Source organism: Flexibacter flexilis DSM 6793 (assembly GCF_900112255.1).
In the GTDB taxonomy this organism is placed as follows: Bacteria; Bacteroidota; Bacteroidia; order Cytophagales; family Flexibacteraceae; genus Flexibacter; species Flexibacter flexilis.
Genome location: NZ_FOLE01000002.1, coordinates 72817 through 90991, shown reverse-complemented (window position 1 = coordinate 90991; position 18175 = coordinate 72817). Strand labels below are relative to the sequence as shown.

General features: G+C 43.4%; 21 protein-coding genes. 12 read left to right on the top strand and 9 right to left on the bottom strand.

The annotated features are described in order from the left end of the window. Nucleotides 1-6: 6 nt before the first annotated feature. Nucleotides 7-1131: an AAA family ATPase gene (locus BM090_RS04345; protein ID WP_091508107.1), complete on the bottom strand. Its 1125-nt coding sequence runs from the start codon at nucleotides 1129-1131 to the stop codon at nucleotides 7-9. 192 nt (nucleotides 1132-1323) lie between these two features. On the opposite strand from BM090_RS04345, the gene BM090_RS04340 reads away from it, so the two are divergent. From BM090_RS04340 to BM090_RS04315, 6 genes are all read left to right on the top strand, one after another. Further along, on the top strand, nucleotides 1324-2760 hold the full coding sequence (locus tag BM090_RS04340; RefSeq protein ID WP_091508105.1) for a leucyl aminopeptidase family protein: 1437 nt from the start codon (nucleotides 1324-1326) through the stop codon (nucleotides 2758-2760). A gap of 213 nt (nucleotides 2761-2973) precedes the next feature. After that, nucleotides 2974-4533 (top strand): L-piperidine-6-carboxylate dehydrogenase, encoded by a 1560-nt coding sequence (gene amaB / locus BM090_RS04335; protein WP_091508102.1) that lies wholly within the window; start codon nucleotides 2974-2976, stop codon nucleotides 4531-4533. A 111-nt stretch (nucleotides 4534-4644) separates the two neighbouring features. Next, nucleotides 4645-5574, top strand: coding sequence for a helix-turn-helix domain-containing protein (locus BM090_RS04330; RefSeq protein ID WP_091508098.1), 930 nt, complete (start codon nucleotides 4645-4647; stop codon nucleotides 5572-5574). Nucleotides 5575-5631: 57 nt separating this feature from the next. Next, nucleotides 5632-6054, top strand: coding sequence for an SRPBCC family protein (locus tag BM090_RS04325; protein ID WP_091508095.1), 423 nt, complete (start codon nucleotides 5632-5634; stop codon nucleotides 6052-6054). 143 nt (nucleotides 6055-6197) lie between these two features. Further along, complete coding sequence (locus tag BM090_RS04320; protein ID WP_091508093.1) at nucleotides 6198-6674, top strand: GNAT family N-acetyltransferase; 477 nt, start codon at nucleotides 6198-6200, stop codon at nucleotides 6672-6674. Nucleotides 6675-6809: 135 nt separating this feature from the next. After that, complete coding sequence (locus BM090_RS04315; RefSeq protein WP_091508090.1) at nucleotides 6810-7211, top strand: hypothetical protein; 402 nt, start codon at nucleotides 6810-6812, stop codon at nucleotides 7209-7211. A 62-nt stretch (nucleotides 7212-7273) separates the two neighbouring features. On the opposite strand, the gene BM090_RS04310 is transcribed toward BM090_RS04315, so the two are convergent. Then, nucleotides 7274-7594 (bottom strand): winged helix-turn-helix transcriptional regulator, encoded by a 321-nt coding sequence (locus tag BM090_RS04310; protein ID WP_091508087.1) that lies wholly within the window; start codon nucleotides 7592-7594, stop codon nucleotides 7274-7276. A gap of 138 nt (nucleotides 7595-7732) precedes the next feature. Between BM090_RS04310 and BM090_RS04305 the strand changes: the two genes are divergently transcribed. The 3 genes from BM090_RS04305 (at nucleotide 7733) to BM090_RS04295 (ending at nucleotide 10406) form a co-directional block, all read left to right on the top strand. Beyond that, entirely contained in the window at nucleotides 7733-8734 is a 1002-nt protein-coding gene (locus BM090_RS04305) for a YhdH/YhfP family quinone oxidoreductase (protein ID WP_091508085.1), read from the top strand. 191 nt (nucleotides 8735-8925) lie between these two features. After that, the gene (locus BM090_RS04300) at nucleotides 8926-9720 is read left to right on the top strand and encodes a hypothetical protein (RefSeq protein ID WP_091508076.1); all 795 of its coding nucleotides are present in this window, start codon (nucleotides 8926-8928) and stop codon (nucleotides 9718-9720) included. A 38-nt stretch (nucleotides 9721-9758) separates the two neighbouring features. Next, nucleotides 9759-10406 carry an NAD(P)H-binding protein gene (locus tag BM090_RS04295; protein ID WP_091508073.1) on the top strand — a complete coding sequence of 216 codons (648 nt, stop codon included), beginning with the start codon at nucleotides 9759-9761 and terminating at the stop codon, nucleotides 10404-10406. Nucleotides 10407-10497: 91 nt separating this feature from the next. Here BM090_RS04295 and BM090_RS18300 read toward each other — a convergent pair whose 3' ends face one another. The 4 genes from BM090_RS18300 to rplU form a co-directional block, all read right to left on the bottom strand. After that, nucleotides 10498-10653, bottom strand: a complete 156-nt coding sequence (locus BM090_RS18300; protein WP_177199838.1) for a hypothetical protein — start codon at nucleotides 10651-10653, stop codon at nucleotides 10498-10500. A 74-nt stretch (nucleotides 10654-10727) separates the two neighbouring features. Further along, complete coding sequence (locus BM090_RS04290) at nucleotides 10728-11249, bottom strand: DUF7935 family protein (RefSeq protein WP_091508070.1); 522 nt, start codon at nucleotides 11247-11249, stop codon at nucleotides 10728-10730. Between the two features lie 99 nt (nucleotides 11250-11348). Continuing rightward, nucleotides 11349-11609, bottom strand: coding sequence for a 50S ribosomal protein L27 (rpmA, locus tag BM090_RS04285; protein WP_091508067.1), 261 nt, complete (start codon nucleotides 11607-11609; stop codon nucleotides 11349-11351). Nucleotides 11610-11673: 64 nt separating this feature from the next. Next, nucleotides 11674-11985 (bottom strand): 50S ribosomal protein L21, encoded by a 312-nt coding sequence (rplU, locus tag BM090_RS04280; RefSeq protein WP_091508063.1) that lies wholly within the window; start codon nucleotides 11983-11985, stop codon nucleotides 11674-11676. Nucleotides 11986-12242: 257 nt separating this feature from the next. Between rplU and hutU the strand changes: the two genes are divergently transcribed. Next, entirely contained in the window at nucleotides 12243-13910 is a 1668-nt protein-coding gene (gene hutU, locus BM090_RS04275) for a urocanate hydratase (protein WP_091508060.1), read from the top strand. Nucleotides 13911-14024: 114 nt separating this feature from the next. Then, nucleotides 14025-14426, top strand: a complete 402-nt coding sequence (locus BM090_RS04270) for a response regulator (RefSeq protein WP_091508057.1) — start codon at nucleotides 14025-14027, stop codon at nucleotides 14424-14426. 84 nt (nucleotides 14427-14510) lie between these two features. On the opposite strand, the gene BM090_RS04265 is transcribed toward BM090_RS04270, so the two are convergent. Next, the gene (locus tag BM090_RS04265) at nucleotides 14511-15083 is read right to left on the bottom strand and encodes a MarC family protein (protein ID WP_091508055.1); all 573 of its coding nucleotides are present in this window, start codon (nucleotides 15081-15083) and stop codon (nucleotides 14511-14513) included. Between the two features lie 213 nt (nucleotides 15084-15296). Here BM090_RS04265 and BM090_RS04260 point away from each other — a divergent pair, with 213 nt between their 5' ends. Continuing rightward, a complete protein-coding gene (locus BM090_RS04260; RefSeq protein ID WP_091509463.1) occupies nucleotides 15297-15716 on the top strand; it encodes an acyl-CoA thioesterase in 420 nt (139 codons plus the stop codon). On the opposite strand, the gene BM090_RS04255 is transcribed toward BM090_RS04260, so the two are convergent. After that, the gene (locus BM090_RS04255; protein WP_091508050.1) at nucleotides 15710-16129 is read right to left on the bottom strand and encodes a hypothetical protein; all 420 of its coding nucleotides are present in this window, start codon (nucleotides 16127-16129) and stop codon (nucleotides 15710-15712) included. The two genes, BM090_RS04260 and BM090_RS04255, sit on opposite strands and share 7 nt — an antisense overlap. Before the next feature lie 333 nt (nucleotides 16130-16462). Then, nucleotides 16463-18037 carry a hypothetical protein gene (locus BM090_RS04250; RefSeq protein WP_143083862.1) on the bottom strand — a complete coding sequence of 525 codons (1575 nt, stop codon included), beginning with the start codon at nucleotides 18035-18037 and terminating at the stop codon, nucleotides 16463-16465. Between the last annotated feature and the right edge of the window lie 138 nt (nucleotides 18038-18175).

The window sequence follows — 18175 nt, the reverse complement described above, 5'->3', positions numbered from 1 at the left end:
CAAAAATTATCTGAAACCAATCACGGAACGCGCCTTGCTGGCAAAGCCAAATTCCTGTTCCTCAATGTTATAGATGTCGGCCAACGTGGTTGGTTCGCTTACTTTTCTGTCTTTTACGCCAATTTTTTCCAGCAATACATTTGCTTTTTCGGTAGCCAACGGCTTAAACTCGTAGGCTGCCGTTAGTCGGCCTTTGCGCAAAAGCGCGGCATCTATGTTCGTGATTTGGGTATTGAAAGTGCAAATAAATTGTATGCCCAAATTCGTACCTAAAATGCCGTCGGTGAGGTTGAGCAACACCGACAAATCAGAAGTACGATTTTCGTCTCTGGACACCAACAGACTTTCTGCATCTTCTATCACAATCACACTTTCGGGGTTGTCCAAGAGCAGCTCCGTGAACGATGGCGAATCCAAATTGCCAGCAATGCGTGGCGAAAGAAATATCACTTTTTTGTTATTGACTTTTCCTACCAAATAACGAATGTACGTTGATTTGCCTGTGCCAGGTGCGCCGTAGAACAAGAAAAGGCCATTTTCACTCTTTTTTCGTAACTTTTCCAAAACTAATGGGTGCAATGCCGTCAGGTCGTCGTTGTAATTTTCCGTAACAAGCATTTTCGGGATTTTATTGTCCAATGCCCGAAGATTTAGCCCATAATCACCTTGTACAATCAGATAAATTTGCCTTGCCGCCTTTTTTTCTTTGCGCATGAACGTTTTAAATTCGTCGGCCATTGCTTGCGCGGCGGCTTCTTGCGCAGACGGAAACATCAGGATTATGCCTCTGTTACTGTAATCAAAGTCTATGATAATGTCATTTTTTAACACAAAAAAAACATCGTCGTATTCAAATTTATTGTCTTTTCGGACATAATCTTTTCGGAAATATTTGGCTTTCACGTCCGCAAAATGTTGCTCTATCCACGCTTTTTCGGCCTTGTTGGTATCCAAATCATAAATGTGAATGGTACACGGAATATTGCCGTATAGTGCAAAATAAAATCGGTAACACAAAATATAATTTATCCTTTCGCTAAAAATATCCATAGAGGGATACGCTAAAGGAAGGGGTTGTGTTGGGATTTCGTAGGTCTGTGTGTTGTTGTTTGTTGAAGATTTTGTTTTCATGGTGTGTTTTGAGCAAAATAGTAGGGCAAATGTTAATAAGACTATGGCAAATATAGGCTAAAATATTAGATTCGCTTGGGGTTTGTGGGCTTATTTGCGCTGAATTGTTACGGAATGTTAATATTGCTTTGTAGTCTATTTCTGCTAAATTTGAAAATATTCATTTTGATAGTATTATTTTTTAGAATAGATATGAACTTAAAAATCAAACATTTAAAGCAACTTTCGGGCGAAAGAGATACCGCCATTATTGTCAATAGCCAAACGGATTTGTCGAAATTTTTGCCAGAAGGTGCCGCACGCGAATATTTACAGCAGCGAATTAAGCGCGAAATGCCGCTTACAACCGTGAATCTTTACGACCGTACCTTGTATTTTTTGTTGGATAGTCCACAAACAGATTTGCCGCAACGCAAGGAGTATTTCCGCAAAAAAGGCTACGAACTTTCTAAGATTTTGAAAAGTGAACCTGTTCGTAACATTGAACTTACCACAGAATTAGGGAAACCAGAAGATGTGTTGGCTTTGGCGGAAGGTTTGGCGTTGAGTAGCTATGAGTTTTTGAAATACAAATCCGACAAATCCAGTAAGGTGCTGCATAATATTTGGTTGCATGGAACAGGCCTTGTAAAAGGTGTGGTGGAAGAGTTGGAAAATCTGATTGAGGCTGTTTTTATCACGCGCGACCTTGTCAATGAACCAGTTATTTACCTGACAGCCGAGCAGTTCAGTAAAGAAATGGAAGAGTTGGGCAAAGAGGCGGGTTTTGATGTGGAAGTTTTGAATAAAACCAAAATCAAGAGCCTAAAAATGGGCGGTTTGTTGGGGGTAAATGCAGGTAGCCCAAACCCTCCGACGTTCAATATTTTGGAATACAAACACGAAAAACCCGTAAATACTAAACCGTATGTGCTTGTGGGCAAAGGTGTTGTGTATGATACGGGCGGACTTAGCCTAAAGCCTACGACCAATTCGATGGACTGCATGAAGTCGGATATGGCTGGCGCGGCGGCTGTGTTGGGTGCGCTGTATGCGGTGGCCAAAAACAAGTTGCCTTTGCATGTAATTGTCTTGATTCCAGCCACCGAAAACCGTCCAGACGGCAACGCCATTACACCTGGCGACGTGATTACGATGCACGACGGCACGACCGTAGAAGTGTTAAATACCGACGCGGAAGGTCGCCTCATTTTGGCTGATGCCCTGAGCTATGCCAAACGTTACGAACCCGAATTGGTGTTGGATATGGCCACGCTGACGGGCGCAGCTGCCCGTGCCATTGGCAAAGAAGGCATTGTGTATATGGGAACGGCTGGTGCTGAGGTGAAAACCCAAATTTCGGAGGCAGGTTTTGACGTGTACGAACGCTTGGTAGAATTTCCGATGTGGGAGGAATACGACGAAATTATTCAATCCACGGTGGCCGACCTCAAAAATATTGGTGGCGACAGCGCAGGTGCTATTACTGCGGGTATGTTCCTGAAACATTTTACAGAATACCCTTGGCTTCATTTTGATATTGCGGGTTCGGCTTTCTTGGAAACTGGCGAATGGAATTACAGAGGCCGCAACGGAAGCGGCGTAGGCGTGCGTTTGCTCTATAAATTCCTGAAAATGCAAGCAGGTTAAGCATCAGAACAATATTTGAATAATATAATAGGAGAGGGTAAAATGTAGATTTTATCCTCTTTTTGTTTAAAATGACTTTAGGGAATGGCCTTGGCAAATCTTATTTTTCGGACAACTGTCTTTGCTCCGTAATTTTTGTACTTTTGCAAAGCTATTCGGCCATTCATTTTGGGTGGCAATAGCCATAACAATTAAAAATTTGTTTTTACCAATATGCAATCTACCGCAACCAACACCCAAATTAGTGAGGTACTCCAACAGTTGGGTATCAAGGAATTAAACCCTGCGTATAGCACTGGCCTCGAATGGGGCGGCTTGGGCAATCCGAACACCAAAGAAATTTACTCGCCTGCTGATGGCAAACTGATTGCTGCCGTACAGATGGCCACTGCTGCCGATTACGAAACCGTAGTACAAACTGCTCAAAAAGCATTTGCCGTATGGCAACGAGTTCCTGCGCCGAAGCGTGGGGAAATCGTGCGCCAAATCGGAGACCGTTTGCGCCAATACAAAGAGCCTTTGGGCAAATTGGTGAGCTACGAAATGGGCAAAATTTACCAAGAAGGCTTGGGCGAAGTACAAGAAATGGTGGACATCTGCGATTTTGCCGTAGGGCTGTCGCGCCAAATGTACGGCCTGACTATGCACTCGGAGCGTCCAGAACACCGCATGTACGAACAATATCATCCGTTGGGCATCGTGGGCATCATCTCGGCGTTTAACTTCCCAGTGGCCGTATGGTCTTGGAACTCAATGCTTGCCGCCGTGTGTGGCGATGTGTGCATTTGGAAACCATCCGAAAAAACACCGCTTACGGCTGTGGCTTGCCAACATATTATTTCCAGTGTTTTGAAAGAAAATAACTTGCCAGAAGGTGTGTTCAGCCTCATCATTGGCGATGCACAAATCGGCGAGTTGATGTCTAACGACGTGCGCGTTCCGTTGGTTTCGGCCACAGGTTCTACACGTATGGGCAAAAAAGTAGGCGCAGCCGTTGGCGCGCGCTTAGGCAAAGCCTTGTTGGAATTGGGCGGTAACAATGCCATTATCGTAACACCAAACGCAGACCTTGAGATGGCCGTAAGAGCTATCGTGTTTGGCGCGGTGGGTACGGCTGGCCAACGTTGCACGACCACGCGCCGCATCATCGTACACGAAAGCCAATACGAGGAAATCAAAAATCGTTTGGTTAAAATCTACGAACAATTGCCAATCGGCAACCCGCTCAAAGAAGGGACGCTTGTTGGGCCATTGATTGACAAAGACGCTGTAAAAGCCTTTACCAACGCCCTCGAACACGTACAAAAAGAAGGCGGCAAGTTGCTAACTGGCGGCTCTTTGGTAAGTGGAGAAGGTTTTGAATCAGGTACTTACGTGCGCCCTGCCATAGTGGAAGCCCAAAATCATTACGAAATGGTGCAAGAAGAAACCTTCGCGCCGATTCTTTATCTTATCCGCTACACGGGTGGCGTAGAAGAAGCCATCGCGTTGCAAAACGGCGTGAAACAAGGCTTGTCTTCTTCGATTTTCTCGACCAATATGCGCGAAACGGAAGCGTTTTTGACGCATTGGGGTTCGGATTGCGGTATTGCTAACGTCAATATTGGCACGTCGGGGGCGGAAATCGGTGGCGCATTTGGTGGCGAAAAAGAAACTGGCGGAGGCCGCGAGTCTGGCTCTGATGCTTGGAAAGCGTATATGCGTCGCCAAACCAATACCATCAATTATAGCACTCAATTGCCTTTGGCTCAAGGAATTAAATTTGATATTTAATCTTAAAGTGAATAAAATTGTATAAAATAAAAACACCATTTGGGGCATTTCCTGAATGGTGTTTTTTGTATATTTTAGAGAAATATTGTATCAGAATATTTTGCCGAAAAAATGAAACAAACCATTACGCGCCCTTTTGGGAATGGACAGTCGGAAAGCACCATTTGGCAACACCCAGACGGGCTACTGATTGGCTACGGCCTTTCGCGCACCGACCGCCACGAAAGCGTATCGGCGCGTAGTTCCATGCAAGACTGGGTACAGTTGCATTTTGGTACGCGCGGCGATTACCGATTCACGCACAAGCAGTTGGGCAAAACTTACGATTTGATTGGCGGCCATCACAACCTCATGTACTCGCCCGAATTTGAGTTGGAAGTTTATAACAAAACCCTCGAAATCGAAACGTTTGGCGTGAATTTCACGAAAGAAGCCTTTTTGCGCTACGCCCAACACGGCACGGACGCACTCAAAATATTTTGCGAAAAAGTAGCCGCAGGCCAAAGCGTAATTCTTACGGAACATTGGGGCGCGATAGATACACCCATTCAGCAGACATTGCAAGAGATTCTGCACGAGGGTTTTACGGGACAAATTGAGGAGCATTTTTTATTGTCCAAAGCCTTAGATTTGTTGGTGATGTCTGTGGAGGCTTGCGCCCAAGCGGAGTACCGCGCCACCCAAGATGAGGCTTTTTTGCGTAGTAAAACCGACAAAGAAAAAATAATAGCTGCCCGCGATTTCATTAACCAACGCCTTCACGAGCCACCCAATTTGTCGGAAGTGTCTAAGCAAGTCGGCCTGAACGAATACAAACTCAAACGAGGTTTTAAGGAGACTTTCGGCAATACGCTTTTCGGCTACCTGACACAGCAGCGTTTGCAATGGGCCTATCATCAAATAATTGACAGTCAATATTTTGCCGCTGATATTGCCGAACGTTTGGGTTATGCCACGCCGCAGCATTTCAATAATGCGTTTAAGAAAAAGTTTGGACTTACGCCCATGAACCTAAAAAAATCCAGAAAACGCAATCCGTAACCGCCGCCGCACCGCTAACTTGCTGCCCATTAGTTCAACATAAAGATTTGAAAACGTATGCAAACGCATTTTCCTGTAAGTTATGAGGCGGTACTCAAAGCCGACGTAAGCAAAGTTTGGGCGGCTCTGACCCAACCCGAATTGGTGAAACAATATTTTTTTGGCACAAATCTACAAAGCACTTGGCAAGTGGGAAGTCCTGTTGTTTTTTCGGGCGAATGGGAAGGACAAGCCTACCAAGACAAAGGCACGGTGTTGGAATACACGCACGAAAAAAGCCTGAAATACAGTTATTTGAGCAATTGGAGTAATATGCCCGACTTGCCCGAAAATTATTTACTCGTTAGCTACGCGGTAGCCCCACATCCTGACGGAACATTGCTTACCATTACCCAAACCAACTACGACGAGGCTCGCGCCGCACATTCTGCCGAAAGCTGGGCGGGCATTATCGCCGAAATGCGCAAAGTGGTAGAATAACCATTGTATTGATTCATTTATATCCGAACCCTTATAGACCCCGAAAAGCTATAAGGGTTTGTTTTTTTGTGCAAAATAGTGCGGTGCGTAAGCCTAAAATTTTAATTTTACGTAGATTTTAATCCCAAAAATTAAATACATCAATGCCAAAAATTACGCTAACACCGACCCAAAAAAAGGACTTACGTTATTTCTTTGAATTTCAGCGCGACCCCGAAGCCTGCTATTTGGCGGCGTTCACGTCCCAAGACCCCAACAACAAAGCTGCTTATCTCGAAAAATGGGAAAAATTGTTGCTCGACCCCAGCATTCAGGTACGCACGATTAAAGTTGGTAGAGCCATCGCGGGCAGCGTGGGCAAATATGAGAGCATGGGCGAGGCACAAATTACTTATTGGCTCGACCGAAAATGTTGGGGAAAAGGAATCGCGACGGCTGCTTTGCAGGCATTTTTGGAAATAGAAACCAGCAGGCCGATGTATGGCCGCGTAGCTTTTGACAATTACGGTTCGCAAAGGGTTTTGGAGAAGTGTGGCTTTGTGAAAATTGGGACGGAAACCGACTTTGCCAATGCGCGGCAAGCGGCCATCGAAGAATATGTTTATCAATTAGGAGAATAAATGATTTTTTTATTCGATAATATAATAAAACAAATCTGTGGTATGTTTTGTGCCTATATTGGCAAAAACAGTACAATTTATTAAAATAAAATTTTCATCAAAAAAACATAGTTATGACAAAAAAATATATCATTTTTGCAAGCCTTTTGTTGGCTGCCTCTTTTTTGGGGGGACTGTTGCAAAGACCTCGAATGCAAGGATAAAGATAGCGATTGCACTTCGTACAGAAATGAAGCTGTAAACGAGGTAGATGGGCCAAGTACAGGGCTGGTAAACCAAGAACTTAACTATACTGTTTCGTTTAGTTGCTATAACGGTTGCGGCGATTTCGGAAAATTTGAAGAAGCTGTCGGCGCAAACAACACCCGAACCATTAGTGTCGTAGCCAAATATCAGGGCTGCATGTGTACGCAAGATGTCCCAAGCCGACGCGCAACGTACAAATTTAAAGCAATACAAGCAGGTACTTATTACCTGAAATTTCAGCAAAATGGCACAAACTATCTGACCAAAACCGTAACGATTGCGCAACAGTAATATTATTATAAAATACAAAAGGCCGTTATTTGCTTGATTTACAAACAAATAACGGCCTTTTTTTAGGTATTATCAATCAAATTTTCCAAAAGCATACCGCCTTTATACATTCCTTTGAGGTAGGGATAAATTTCTTGTCCGAGTGGCGAGAGTCGATATTCCACGCGCGGCGGCACTTCGGGAAATACCGTGCGCAAAATCAATCCGTCTTCTTCAAGTTCTTTGAGCTGCTTGGTAAGCATTCGTTCGCTAATGTCTGGCAACAGACGCACCAGCTCGCTGTATCGTTTGTCGCCTTGCCGCAGGTGCAAGATGATAGTCCCTTTGCGCTTTCCTTTTATCACGTTGATAAACGTATCTATTGGGCAATAACTTTTTTCCATCTTTTTATATTTTCTAAGCCCCTGACAATAACCAAAACTGTACTAAATGTTCGTTTGCCTACTTTTTGTAAGGTCTTGATTTGCAATTTGATTATACAGATTTTAGACCAAAATTAAGCATAATTAAACGAAATAGAAATGGCAACAACAGATTCTACATTTCGCGCCTTCCGCATCGAAGAGCGAGACGGCCAATACATGCGTTCGGTACAATCCATGCCCTTCGCGGCCTTAGAAAACGACGAAATTTTGGTTCGGGTGCATTACAGTTCCCTCAACTACAAAGACGCGCTATCGGCCAGCGGCAACAAAGGCGTTACGCGCCATTATCCACACACCCCAGGCATTGATGCGGTCGGTGTGGTGGAGCAGTCCAATAGCCCGACGGTTGCCGTTGGTCAGCAAGTAATCGTAACCAGTTATGATTTGGGGATGAATACGGATGGCGGTTTTGCCGAATACATCAAAGTTCCTGCTGCTTGGGCAGTGCCTTTGCCCGAAAAAATGACCATGAAAGAAGCCATGATTTACGGCACAGCGGGTTTTACGGCGGGAATGTCGGTGGCTCGGCTTGTGGAATTGGTGCAGCCTTCGGACGGGAAAATTGTAGTGTCGGGTGCGACGGGTGGTGTAGGTGCTTTGAGCGTGGCCATTCTCAGCCACTTGGGTTATTGGGTGGTGGCCGTTACGGGCAAAGAATCCGAAAAAGCGTATCTGACGGGTTTGGGAGCTAAAGAAATTTTGTTGCGCAGTGAAATCGAAAATTTTGACAAAAAACCGTTGCTCAAACCGCTGTTTGCGGGTGCTGTCGATACGGTGGGCGGTGTTATTCTCGAAAATATCATCAAAACTACTAGCCCGTTGGGTGTGGTGGCTTGCTGCGGCAATGTGGCTTCTGTAAAATTAGAACTGACGATATTCCCGTTCATTTTGCGCGGCGTGACGCTTGCAGGCATTGATTCACAGAATTGTCCGATGGCGCATCGCCTCAAAATCTGGGGAAATCTGGCCGACGCTTGGAAGCCCCGCCACTTAGCCGACACGGCCAACGAAATTACTTTCGAGCAGCTTTCCGAGAAAATAGATTTGATTTTGGAAGGAAAACTCAAAGGCCGAACAGTTTTGAAAGTAGCAGAATAATTGACGAAAACCACTCTATTTTTACCTCCCACACTTGTAATTCCGTGTTTCAACGCGTACTTTTAAACAATGGGGAAGCATTTAATTCTGTCAATCACTGGAGAGGAGGAATGTAGAAAGCTGCTGATTCTGATAGAAATGAATAATGTTTTTCTAAGAAAATAGATTTATTGTTTTTTTGAAATAAGTATATGAAATACAGTTGTTTAGTTCTTGGTTTTCTTGCGGGTTTGGTTAGCTGCTCTTCGGATTCTCAATTAGAGTCAAAAGGATTTGCGGTGCATCAGGCCGACAATGCAAGCAGTGTCAGCCGCCAAGAGGAAGAGAAAAGGGTGAACGGTTTCTCCAAAGATTCTTTGGTACTTGAAACGCGTCCCAACGGTGTGTTATTGACTGGTATTCAGCATGTAAGGCTTACGCCGTTGTATAAAGTAAATATAGATCAAAGAGACGGCAGTCGTTTTATTGGCTCAAATACGGAGTTACATTACGAGGGCGAACTGAAAAACGGAAATAATTGGAACAATCATTTTTTGCCAGGCTTGCAAGTGGTTTGCGGCTATAATTTGGTTAATATTTCGCATAATGACTTAGAAACCAATCAACGCAAAAACTTTTTTGACAAACCTGTTCTTATTAAAAATTTGTATTACCCCTCGTTTTTGGAAGATACACTCAAGCACAAAACCGTTAAAAGAAATTACTTTATGGTTTCGGTTTATAACGAGGATACCAACCACGACGGATTTATTAATCTCAATGATTTGCGGCGTTTTTATTGGTTTGATAGCAAGGGAAACCGTCAGGCATTGCTTGTTCCCGACAATTATTCTGTGGTCAATTCCGAGTACGATTTAGACAATGACTTTTTGTTTGTATTTGCGCGATTAGACAAAAATGCCAACGGACAGATAGAAGACTCCGAACCGCTTCATATTTTTTGGGTAGATTTGAAAAATCCGACCCGAACAGGGTTGCAATATTAATCCAATTCCAAAGTTATTATTTCTAAAGAAAACAGACCATGAAAGCATTACTTATTGGGGCGACAGGTGCGACAGGACACGATTTGCTGGAGTTGCTCTTGCAAAATGACGATTACCAGCAAGTTGATGTATTTGTAAGACGCGATTTGGGCATCAAACACGACAAGTTGCGCACACATATTATTGACTTTGGCAAGCCCGAAGAGTGGGCGCATTTGGTTACGGGAGATGTATTGTTTTCGTGTTTGGGTACTACTCTCAAAGTCGCAGGCAGCCAAGCCCAGCAAAGAATCGTGGATTATGATTATCAATTGGCTTTTGCTAAAGCGGCCAAAGCCAATGCCGTAAACTGTTACGTGTTGGTGTCGTCGAGTGGCGCGTCGTCGCAATCCCGCATTTTTTATAGCAAAATGAAAGGAGAGTTAGAAGATGCTGTCAAAGCCTTGCAATTTTCTAAATTGCTGATTTTCAATCCGCCATTGCTCGAACGAAAAAATAGCGACCGCAAAATGGAGGTTTTAGCCCTTAAAGTTTTTGCTTTTTTCAATGGCTTGGGACTTTTGGGAGGTATGAGACCATTGGCTACCGATTTGCTCGCCAAAGCCATGCTTAAAGCCGTCCAATCACTCGGACAAGGGCAGCACATTATCAAAGACCAAGAAATACGGAATTATACCAATGGATAAGTAGTGTTTCGGCGGTGCTTCCCAAACGCCAAAAGTCCGACCTGCTGCGTGCAAGTCGGACTTTTGCTTAATGCCATACTGTGTGTAGGAATTAGTTTTGAGCGTTAGCCGCAAAACTTGCTTTGATAGCTTCTACATCAACATTTTTGATAACTGGCACTTTAGTAAGCTGCTTAATGCGAGCTACTCTGTTGTTAGCGCGAGCGCGGTTTTTTCTTTCTTTGCGCTTTAGTCTTGTGATAGCCATTGTGAATATCGTTTAAAAATGTTTACAAATTTGATTCCGATAGGCTGCGCCGCAAGACGCACGCCACTGTGTTTTTAGAACACTTGCCTAATTTCTTCTTTCAAAAAGCGAATCGCTTTGACCGAAGGTTCTTCGTCGCGCTTAATCACGATTTCAAAAATGGCTTTGGCCAGTTCGATGCTTGGAGCATCTTTCTGAACTTGGTCGGCAGCCGTATTAATGATTCCGACGATGTCTTCGACGGCATTTTGCGCCATTGCCCACGCCTCATTGCTGATGTAGATTTGTTGCGCCAAATTGTGGTTAAATTCCTCACGGACATTGGCCAACAATATTTGTTGCAATTCTACGACGTTGTAAGCGGGGTTGTTTACACGCAAAATCAAGTTTTTAGGCGAAACACGCTCCAAGAGTAAGCAAATACGCTCATAAGCTTGTAAGCGTACAGGAAGTACCACAGTTGTATTTTGAGTGCGTAACTCTACAATTTTTTTCTCGAAATCTTTGGCCAAAAATGCTTTGATTGTCAAATACATGGCAAAAAGCACCGCAGCCGCAGGGAAAATAATTTTAACAAAATCTGCAAAAACTTCCATTGTTCCGAAACGTTAGGTTAAAAGTTAATAAATGTTTGATTTTCAGGAAAGAAAAAGAAACCTAATCACTAACCTTTGTTGTAAATCCAGCCGTAGCGATTAAGCTTCAAATGGAACTACTGAAACGTAAGAACGGTCTTTAGCACCTTTTTTGAAAGCTACGCGGCCATCAACCAACGCAAACAAAGTGTGGTCTTTACCAATACCTACGTTGCTGCCAGCGTGGTGTTGAGTACCTCTTTGTCTTACGATAATATTACCAGCTACAGCGATTTGACCACCGAAAATTTTTACGCCTAAGCGTTTGCTTTCTGATTCGCGTCCGTTTTTCGAACTACCCGCACCTTTTTTGTGAGCCATTGTATTTAAAATTTAATGTTTTTGAGAAAAGAAAATGAAACTAAGTAAGGCTTAAGCCGTTTACTTATAGGCTGATACCATCAATTTGGATTTTGGTATAAGGCTGACGGTGGCCGTTTCTACGACGGTAACCTTTTCTTCTTTTTTTCTTGAATACTACCAAAGTCTCACCTTTTACGTGTGCAAGCACAGTAGCTGAAACTTTAGCTCCTGCTACAGTTGGAACGCCAACTTTGATGTCTGAACCATCAGCAGCAAACAATACTTTGTCAAAACTCAGGGCAGCGCCAACTTCAGCAGTCAATTTATTGACATACAAATATTGGTCTTTTTGTACTTTAAATTGCTGACCTGCTATTTCTACGATTGCGTACATAATTTTTGTATTAGTTTTTGAAATTAAGGCCGCAAAGCTAATTTTTTAAATCCTAATAAGCAAGCCCAAAGCCCTAAAATTTTCTGTAAATAGTTCGTTGATAATGATTTGATGCTGGCCAACCTCGCCAATAAGATTTTTGGATGTTTTTTTGGCCAAAAATCAGTACGTTTGCGCTACGGCCTTCGTGCCAAACATTCCATACACCAAATTGTTTTATAGCAAAAAAATAGAACTTAAAATTGCTTTGTTGATTTATGAAAAATACACTTCACTCCATTGCGCCCACTCCCACAGGCACGCAACTCAACTGCAAAGGCTGGATACAAGAAGCAGCTTTGCGTATGCTTCACAACAACCTTGACCCCAACGTGGCCGAACGTCCCGAAGACCTTGTAGTATATGGCGGCACAGGAAAAGCAGCACGTAATCACGAAGCATTTGAGTTGATAGTGAAGGCGTTAAAGGATTTGAACGAAGACGAAACGCTACTCGTACAGTCGGGTAAACCTGTGGGTATTTTGCCCACGCACCCCGACGCGCCGCGCGTAATTATTTCTAACTCAATGCTCGTCCCGCATTGGGCAAACTGGAAAAATTTCCGCGAACTCGAAGCCAAAGGCCTGACCATGTACGGACAAATGACGGCGGGGTCGTGGATTTATATCGGCTCGCAAGGCATCGTGCAAGGCACTTACGAAACTTTCGCGGAAGTGGCACGCCAACATTTTGGCGGTACGCTCAAAGGCACGCTCAATGTAACCGCAGGACTTGGCGGCATGGGTGGCGCACAACCACTGGCCATTACCATGAACGAGGGCGTTTGTTTGGCCGCCGAAGTGGAAGAATGGCGTATGGACAAACGTCTTGAAACCAGATATTTAGATAAAAAAACACATTCCATCGACGAGGGCATCGACTGGGCTTTGCAGGCCAAAGCCGAAGGCCGCGCCATTTCGATTGGTGTGTTGTGTAATGCAGTGGATTTGCTCGAAAGACTTATCGAGAGAAATATTACGCCCGAAACGCTCACAGACCAAACTTCCGCACATGATGCCCTGATTGGTTATTTTCCTGAAGGAATGAGCGTGGCACAAGCCAAAACATTGCGCGACGAAAATCCCGACGAATATGTAAATCGTTCGTTGGACACGATGGCGCACCACGTAAAGTTGATGTTGGAGCTTCAAAATCGTGGTTCGGTGGTATTCGACTACGGCAACAACTTGCGCGGCCAAGCCCACGACCAACGCGGTGTAAAAAATGCGTTTGATTTCCCTGGGTTTGTGCCTGCTTATATTCGTCCGCTTTTCTGCGAAGGCAAAGGGCCTTTCCGTTGGGCGGCTCTGTCGGGCGACCCGCAAGATATTTACGAAACTGACAAACTGATTTTGGAACTTTTCCCCGAAGATAAAGCCTTAGCGCGTTGGATTACGATGGCGCAAGAACGCATTGCGTTTCAGGGTTTGCCAGCGCGTATTTGTTGGTTGGGGCAAGGCGACCGCGAAAAAGCAGGCTTGGCATTCAATGAGTTAGTGCGTAGCGGCAAAGTAAAAGCTCCAATCGTGATTGGTCGCGATCATCTGGACACGGGTTCGGTGGCTTCGCCGAATCGTGAGACAGAAGCCATGAAAGACGGCTCAGACGCGATAGCCGACTGGCCGATTCTGAATGCATTGATCAACACGGCTGGCGGTGCCAGTTGGGTTTCGTTGCATCATGGGGGAGGCGTAGGAATCGGCTACTCGATTCATGCGGGAATGGTGATTGTGGCAGACGGGACAGCAGATGCCGACCGTCGTTTGCGCCGCGTGCTACACAACGACCCCGCCATGGGTGTAATTCGCCATGCCGACGCTGGTTATGACATTGCCCAAGACACTGCCCGCAAATTTAGATTAGATATCAAAGAAAGATTAAAATAACATTGATAAGCCCAAGCAATTCTCGTTGTTTGGGCTTATTTTTGCTACACGAATACTCAAACAACAATCTTTGCAACAAAAGCATTGCCTAAACAACACTAAACAGTACATTTTATGCAAACTTCAACGGTCTTTTTGGTAGATGACGACCCGCTCTATCAATACATGATACGACGTTATGTGCAGGAGTATGCGCTGGCCAGCAACTTTGTTACGTTTAATAACGGATTATTGGCCATTGAGAAATTAAAAGAATTAGCCGCAGCGGACAGCCCAATGCCTGACGTGATATTGTTGGATATTAATATGCCCGTGCTTGATGGTTGGGGATTTTTGACTGTTTACCAAACAGACGAAAAATTGAAAGACAAGAAAATTCCTATCTATTTGGTTACGTCTTCGGTGGACGAACGCGACGTAGAAAAAGCTAAATGTTATAACATGGTGCTTGACTATTGCGTAAAACCGCTTTCAGCCCAGCAATTGCAGACGCTATTATCTAAAAATATAGCTTGATATAAGCAAGAAGGGCTCAAGATTGTCAATATTTCGAACCCTTCTTACTTGTTTATTTTTTAATTTGAAATGGAATATAACTTCTTAAAAATGCAAGTGCGTTTTGAAGATTTTGATAGAAATAGCCAAAAGTACTATACCGAATACTTTACGTAATAAATTCGCACCAGCAGTACCCAATTTACGTTCCAACCAACTTGATGATTTGAGTACGATATAGACCAAAACAAGGTTAAGAACGATTCCTATCAAAATATTATATATTTGATATTCAGCGCGAAGAGAAATAATAGTAGTCATTGTACCCGCTCCCGCAATGATAGGGAAAGCCAGCGGCACAATAGAACTGGAGGCAGAAGAGCCCTCTACATCGGCGCGGAAAATGTTACGGTCTAAGACCATTTCCATACCAATCAGGAAAATGATAATCGCACCCGCAATGGCGAAAGACTGCACGTCCACCCCAAAAAGTTTGAGGATAGAATCGCCCAAGTACAAAAACAAAATCATGATTACGCCTGCGGCTAAAGTGGCTTTTTCGGATTCGATTACGCCCGCTTTTTGGCGCAAACTAATGATTACAGGAATCGCACCTAAAATATCAATCACCGAAAAAAGAATAAGAGAAACCGATATTATCTCTTTGAAATCTAACATAACAATAATGAATTTTTGATTGAGGTTAATCTTTAATTATTTATAGTTTTTGTAATTTATAGCTCTGATAACCAGATTATTCATTTGTTTGATGTGGTTTATACTAAAATAACGTTGCCTTGAAATTGTTTTTAAAACCTTATTGGTTTGGCAATGTTTTGTTATATTGCCTTTTTATTATTTGTCATCCCAAAACTCACGTACATTTATTTTATGTTTGTGCATGAAACGCAAGTCCGAGTACGGTACGCCGAAACCGACCAAATGGGCTATGTTTATTACGGCAATTATGCCATGTATTACGAAGTGGCGCGTGTGGAAGCAATGCGCAACATGGGTTTAACTTACAAAAGCATGGAGGAGCAGGGGGTAATGATGCCTGTGTTAGAGAATCGTTCCAAATATATTCGTCCCGCTCGCTACGACGATTTGCTAACGATCCGCACGAGCATCAAAAAATTTCCAACTTCTCGTATTGTATTTGATTATGAGTTATTCAATGAAGAAGGAACTCTTATCAATATAGGTGAAACAACACTTGTGTTTGTGGACATGAAAACAGGCCGACCCTGCGGTATTCCTGATTATATGGCCGAACCAATGCGCCCATATTACGAACCTTCACATCAATAATTCAATACTTTATCCGAGGCCTGCCACTGCGCTAAGGCCCAGCGTTGGGCTTCGGTTTTGCTACCAAAAATAGCATAGGGGTATGGTGCTTTTTGGTACGTAAATAGCTTGTCAATTGCCTGTTTGCTGTGTATTGAAGAAACTACAAAAGCGCAAGCAATGCAGTTTTCGCGTAAAACGGGGGCTTGCTTACTTACCCAATCTGCTAAGGGTTTTAACAGTGTGGGGTTGGCGGCAAACATCATATCCAAATCTACCAGACGTAAATGAGGCGCATTCGAAACTTGGGTTATATGTTTTGAATATTCGTCGAAAGCTTCAATAGTACATAATCCTAAGTCTGGCTTGACGGTAATTTCCACGAATGGAGGGTTACTGGTGTCTATCCGAACAAAGTCGTTTTCAAAAAACATGTGTGTTTATGATAAATGTGTGGTGTAGTTGTGATTTTCTGCAAAGGTAAGAAAAAACAGCCAAATAATATTCTGAAATGTTGTTTTTAATTTTAGTTAAAGCATATTTTATTGCGATAAAATTATTTTAATGTAACCTTATTGCTGTATTTTATTTTTAATTTACTGATTGTGAATTGTTTATGTTTTGGCTGCTTGTTAGGCCTTGTTTTTGGCTTACAAAACACAAAGTGTATGATAATTCTGGATTTTATAGGCTGCAAACGATAGCATTATTATTAGCTTTGTTTTTCATAAAAAAAGTCTGGCAATCTCTCGCCAGACCTAGAATACTTATCTAAATAGCTTGTTGATTTGTTGTTTCCATTGCTTGAGCGCATCTGCTGAAAATGCTAATGGCGCATCTTGCAACGGAGCATTTGATTCCTTCGCTGTCTGTTGTGCTGTGTCTGGCACAGCAGCTACCCAACGATGCAAGCGGCTAATTTTATTTTTGGTGATCTGCTCAAAAATAATTTGCTCTGTATCGCAAATGGCATTGCGTAGCGTTTGGCCGCGAGTAGGGTAGTCGGGAGCATCAGTTACTTTACTTATATAGTAGTTGTCTATGCAATTTGGTTTTTCGCTGAGTTTGCTACTGCTGGGCATTTCTTTTTGTGTATAAATCGCCCCGCAATTACTGGACTGATGTATTTTTTGGGAAATATTATAAGCTAAGGTCGTATTGCTTACAGATATTTTACTTTTTGTTCCTGCAAACACACCGCCTGCCGCTTTACCTGCAAAATTGTTTGTAATTGTTGTATTTTCGATATTTACTTTTGCTTTGTAGCTATAAATAGCCCCGCCTAAACCGCTTTGTTGGTTGCTTACGTGGTTGTGGCTTATCATGGAATGATTTATATTGACTTTTCCGCCGCCTAGCCAAAGACTTCCGCCATTTTCTAAAGCTGTGTTATTGTTCATTACACAACGCTCAAAGCTGGCCTGCGTGTCGTCATAATTGTACTCAAAAGCCTGTAATGGCATCGAAAAAGCACTGGTATTGAGCCAAATAGCCCCACCTTTGCTGTTGCTGCCGATGGCTTTATTATCCGAAAAAATACATTTGGTTGCTTTAAATGCTTCTTGGTTGTAGGTCGTAGCCCATACCGCGCCACCATTTTCGGTAGTTTGGTTCATTACCCACAAAGAATTTTGTAGCGAGATCGTGCCTTCATCGCCGTTTGCGCCGTTCAGATATACCGCGCCCCCGTTGAGTTGGGCTGTGTTTTCTACAAATTTAGTATTGTTAATCCAAACGCCAGATAGAAATGTACAGATTGCACCGCCGTAAAGGGAGGCTTCGTTATTTTTAAATTCGGAATTATTGACGTTCAGTGTACTCTGGCTTTGGGTGTAAATCGCTCCACCGCCGTAATTGGCCGCCGCATTGGAAATATTTTTCTGAAACTTGCAGGCATTCACGGAAAGCACACTGCCATAACCCGCCGCAATGGCTCCGCCCCCAAAATGAGTAGAACCGTTTTGGAAAGATAGTTGATTGATAGTCAGTTCGCTACGATTGCCCGCTACAAAAAAACGAAATGCAGGAGCGGCCTCTTCCCGACGAAGTATCGCGCCGTTCCCGTTGATCACTACACGACTTGCAGCCTCAAATGGCGGTAAAGCCACCGTACCTGCGGTCGGTGTTGTACCTTGCAGCGTCATGTAGCTGCTGGTAAATAAATACAGTCCTTTGGGTGCTAAATTGATAACATTCAGCTCGTTAGTGTTTTTGTTTGCTCTGATGATGGCGTTACGAAATGCCTCAACGTCCCCGTTTGGTACGTCGAAAGATGCCGCAAAAACCCATGAAACACGTACACAGGTGGTCCAGATTGCGGTCAGAATATATTTTCTCTTCATGATTTCTGCCTTACACAGAAGGCCTCAAGTATATATGGGGTGGTCTTTAAGCGTCAAGAACAAGTAGGAAAATAGCCATTATCGTTTCTGATAAATATTTTATAAGGCTACCAAATACGGATTGCATAAATCAATGTT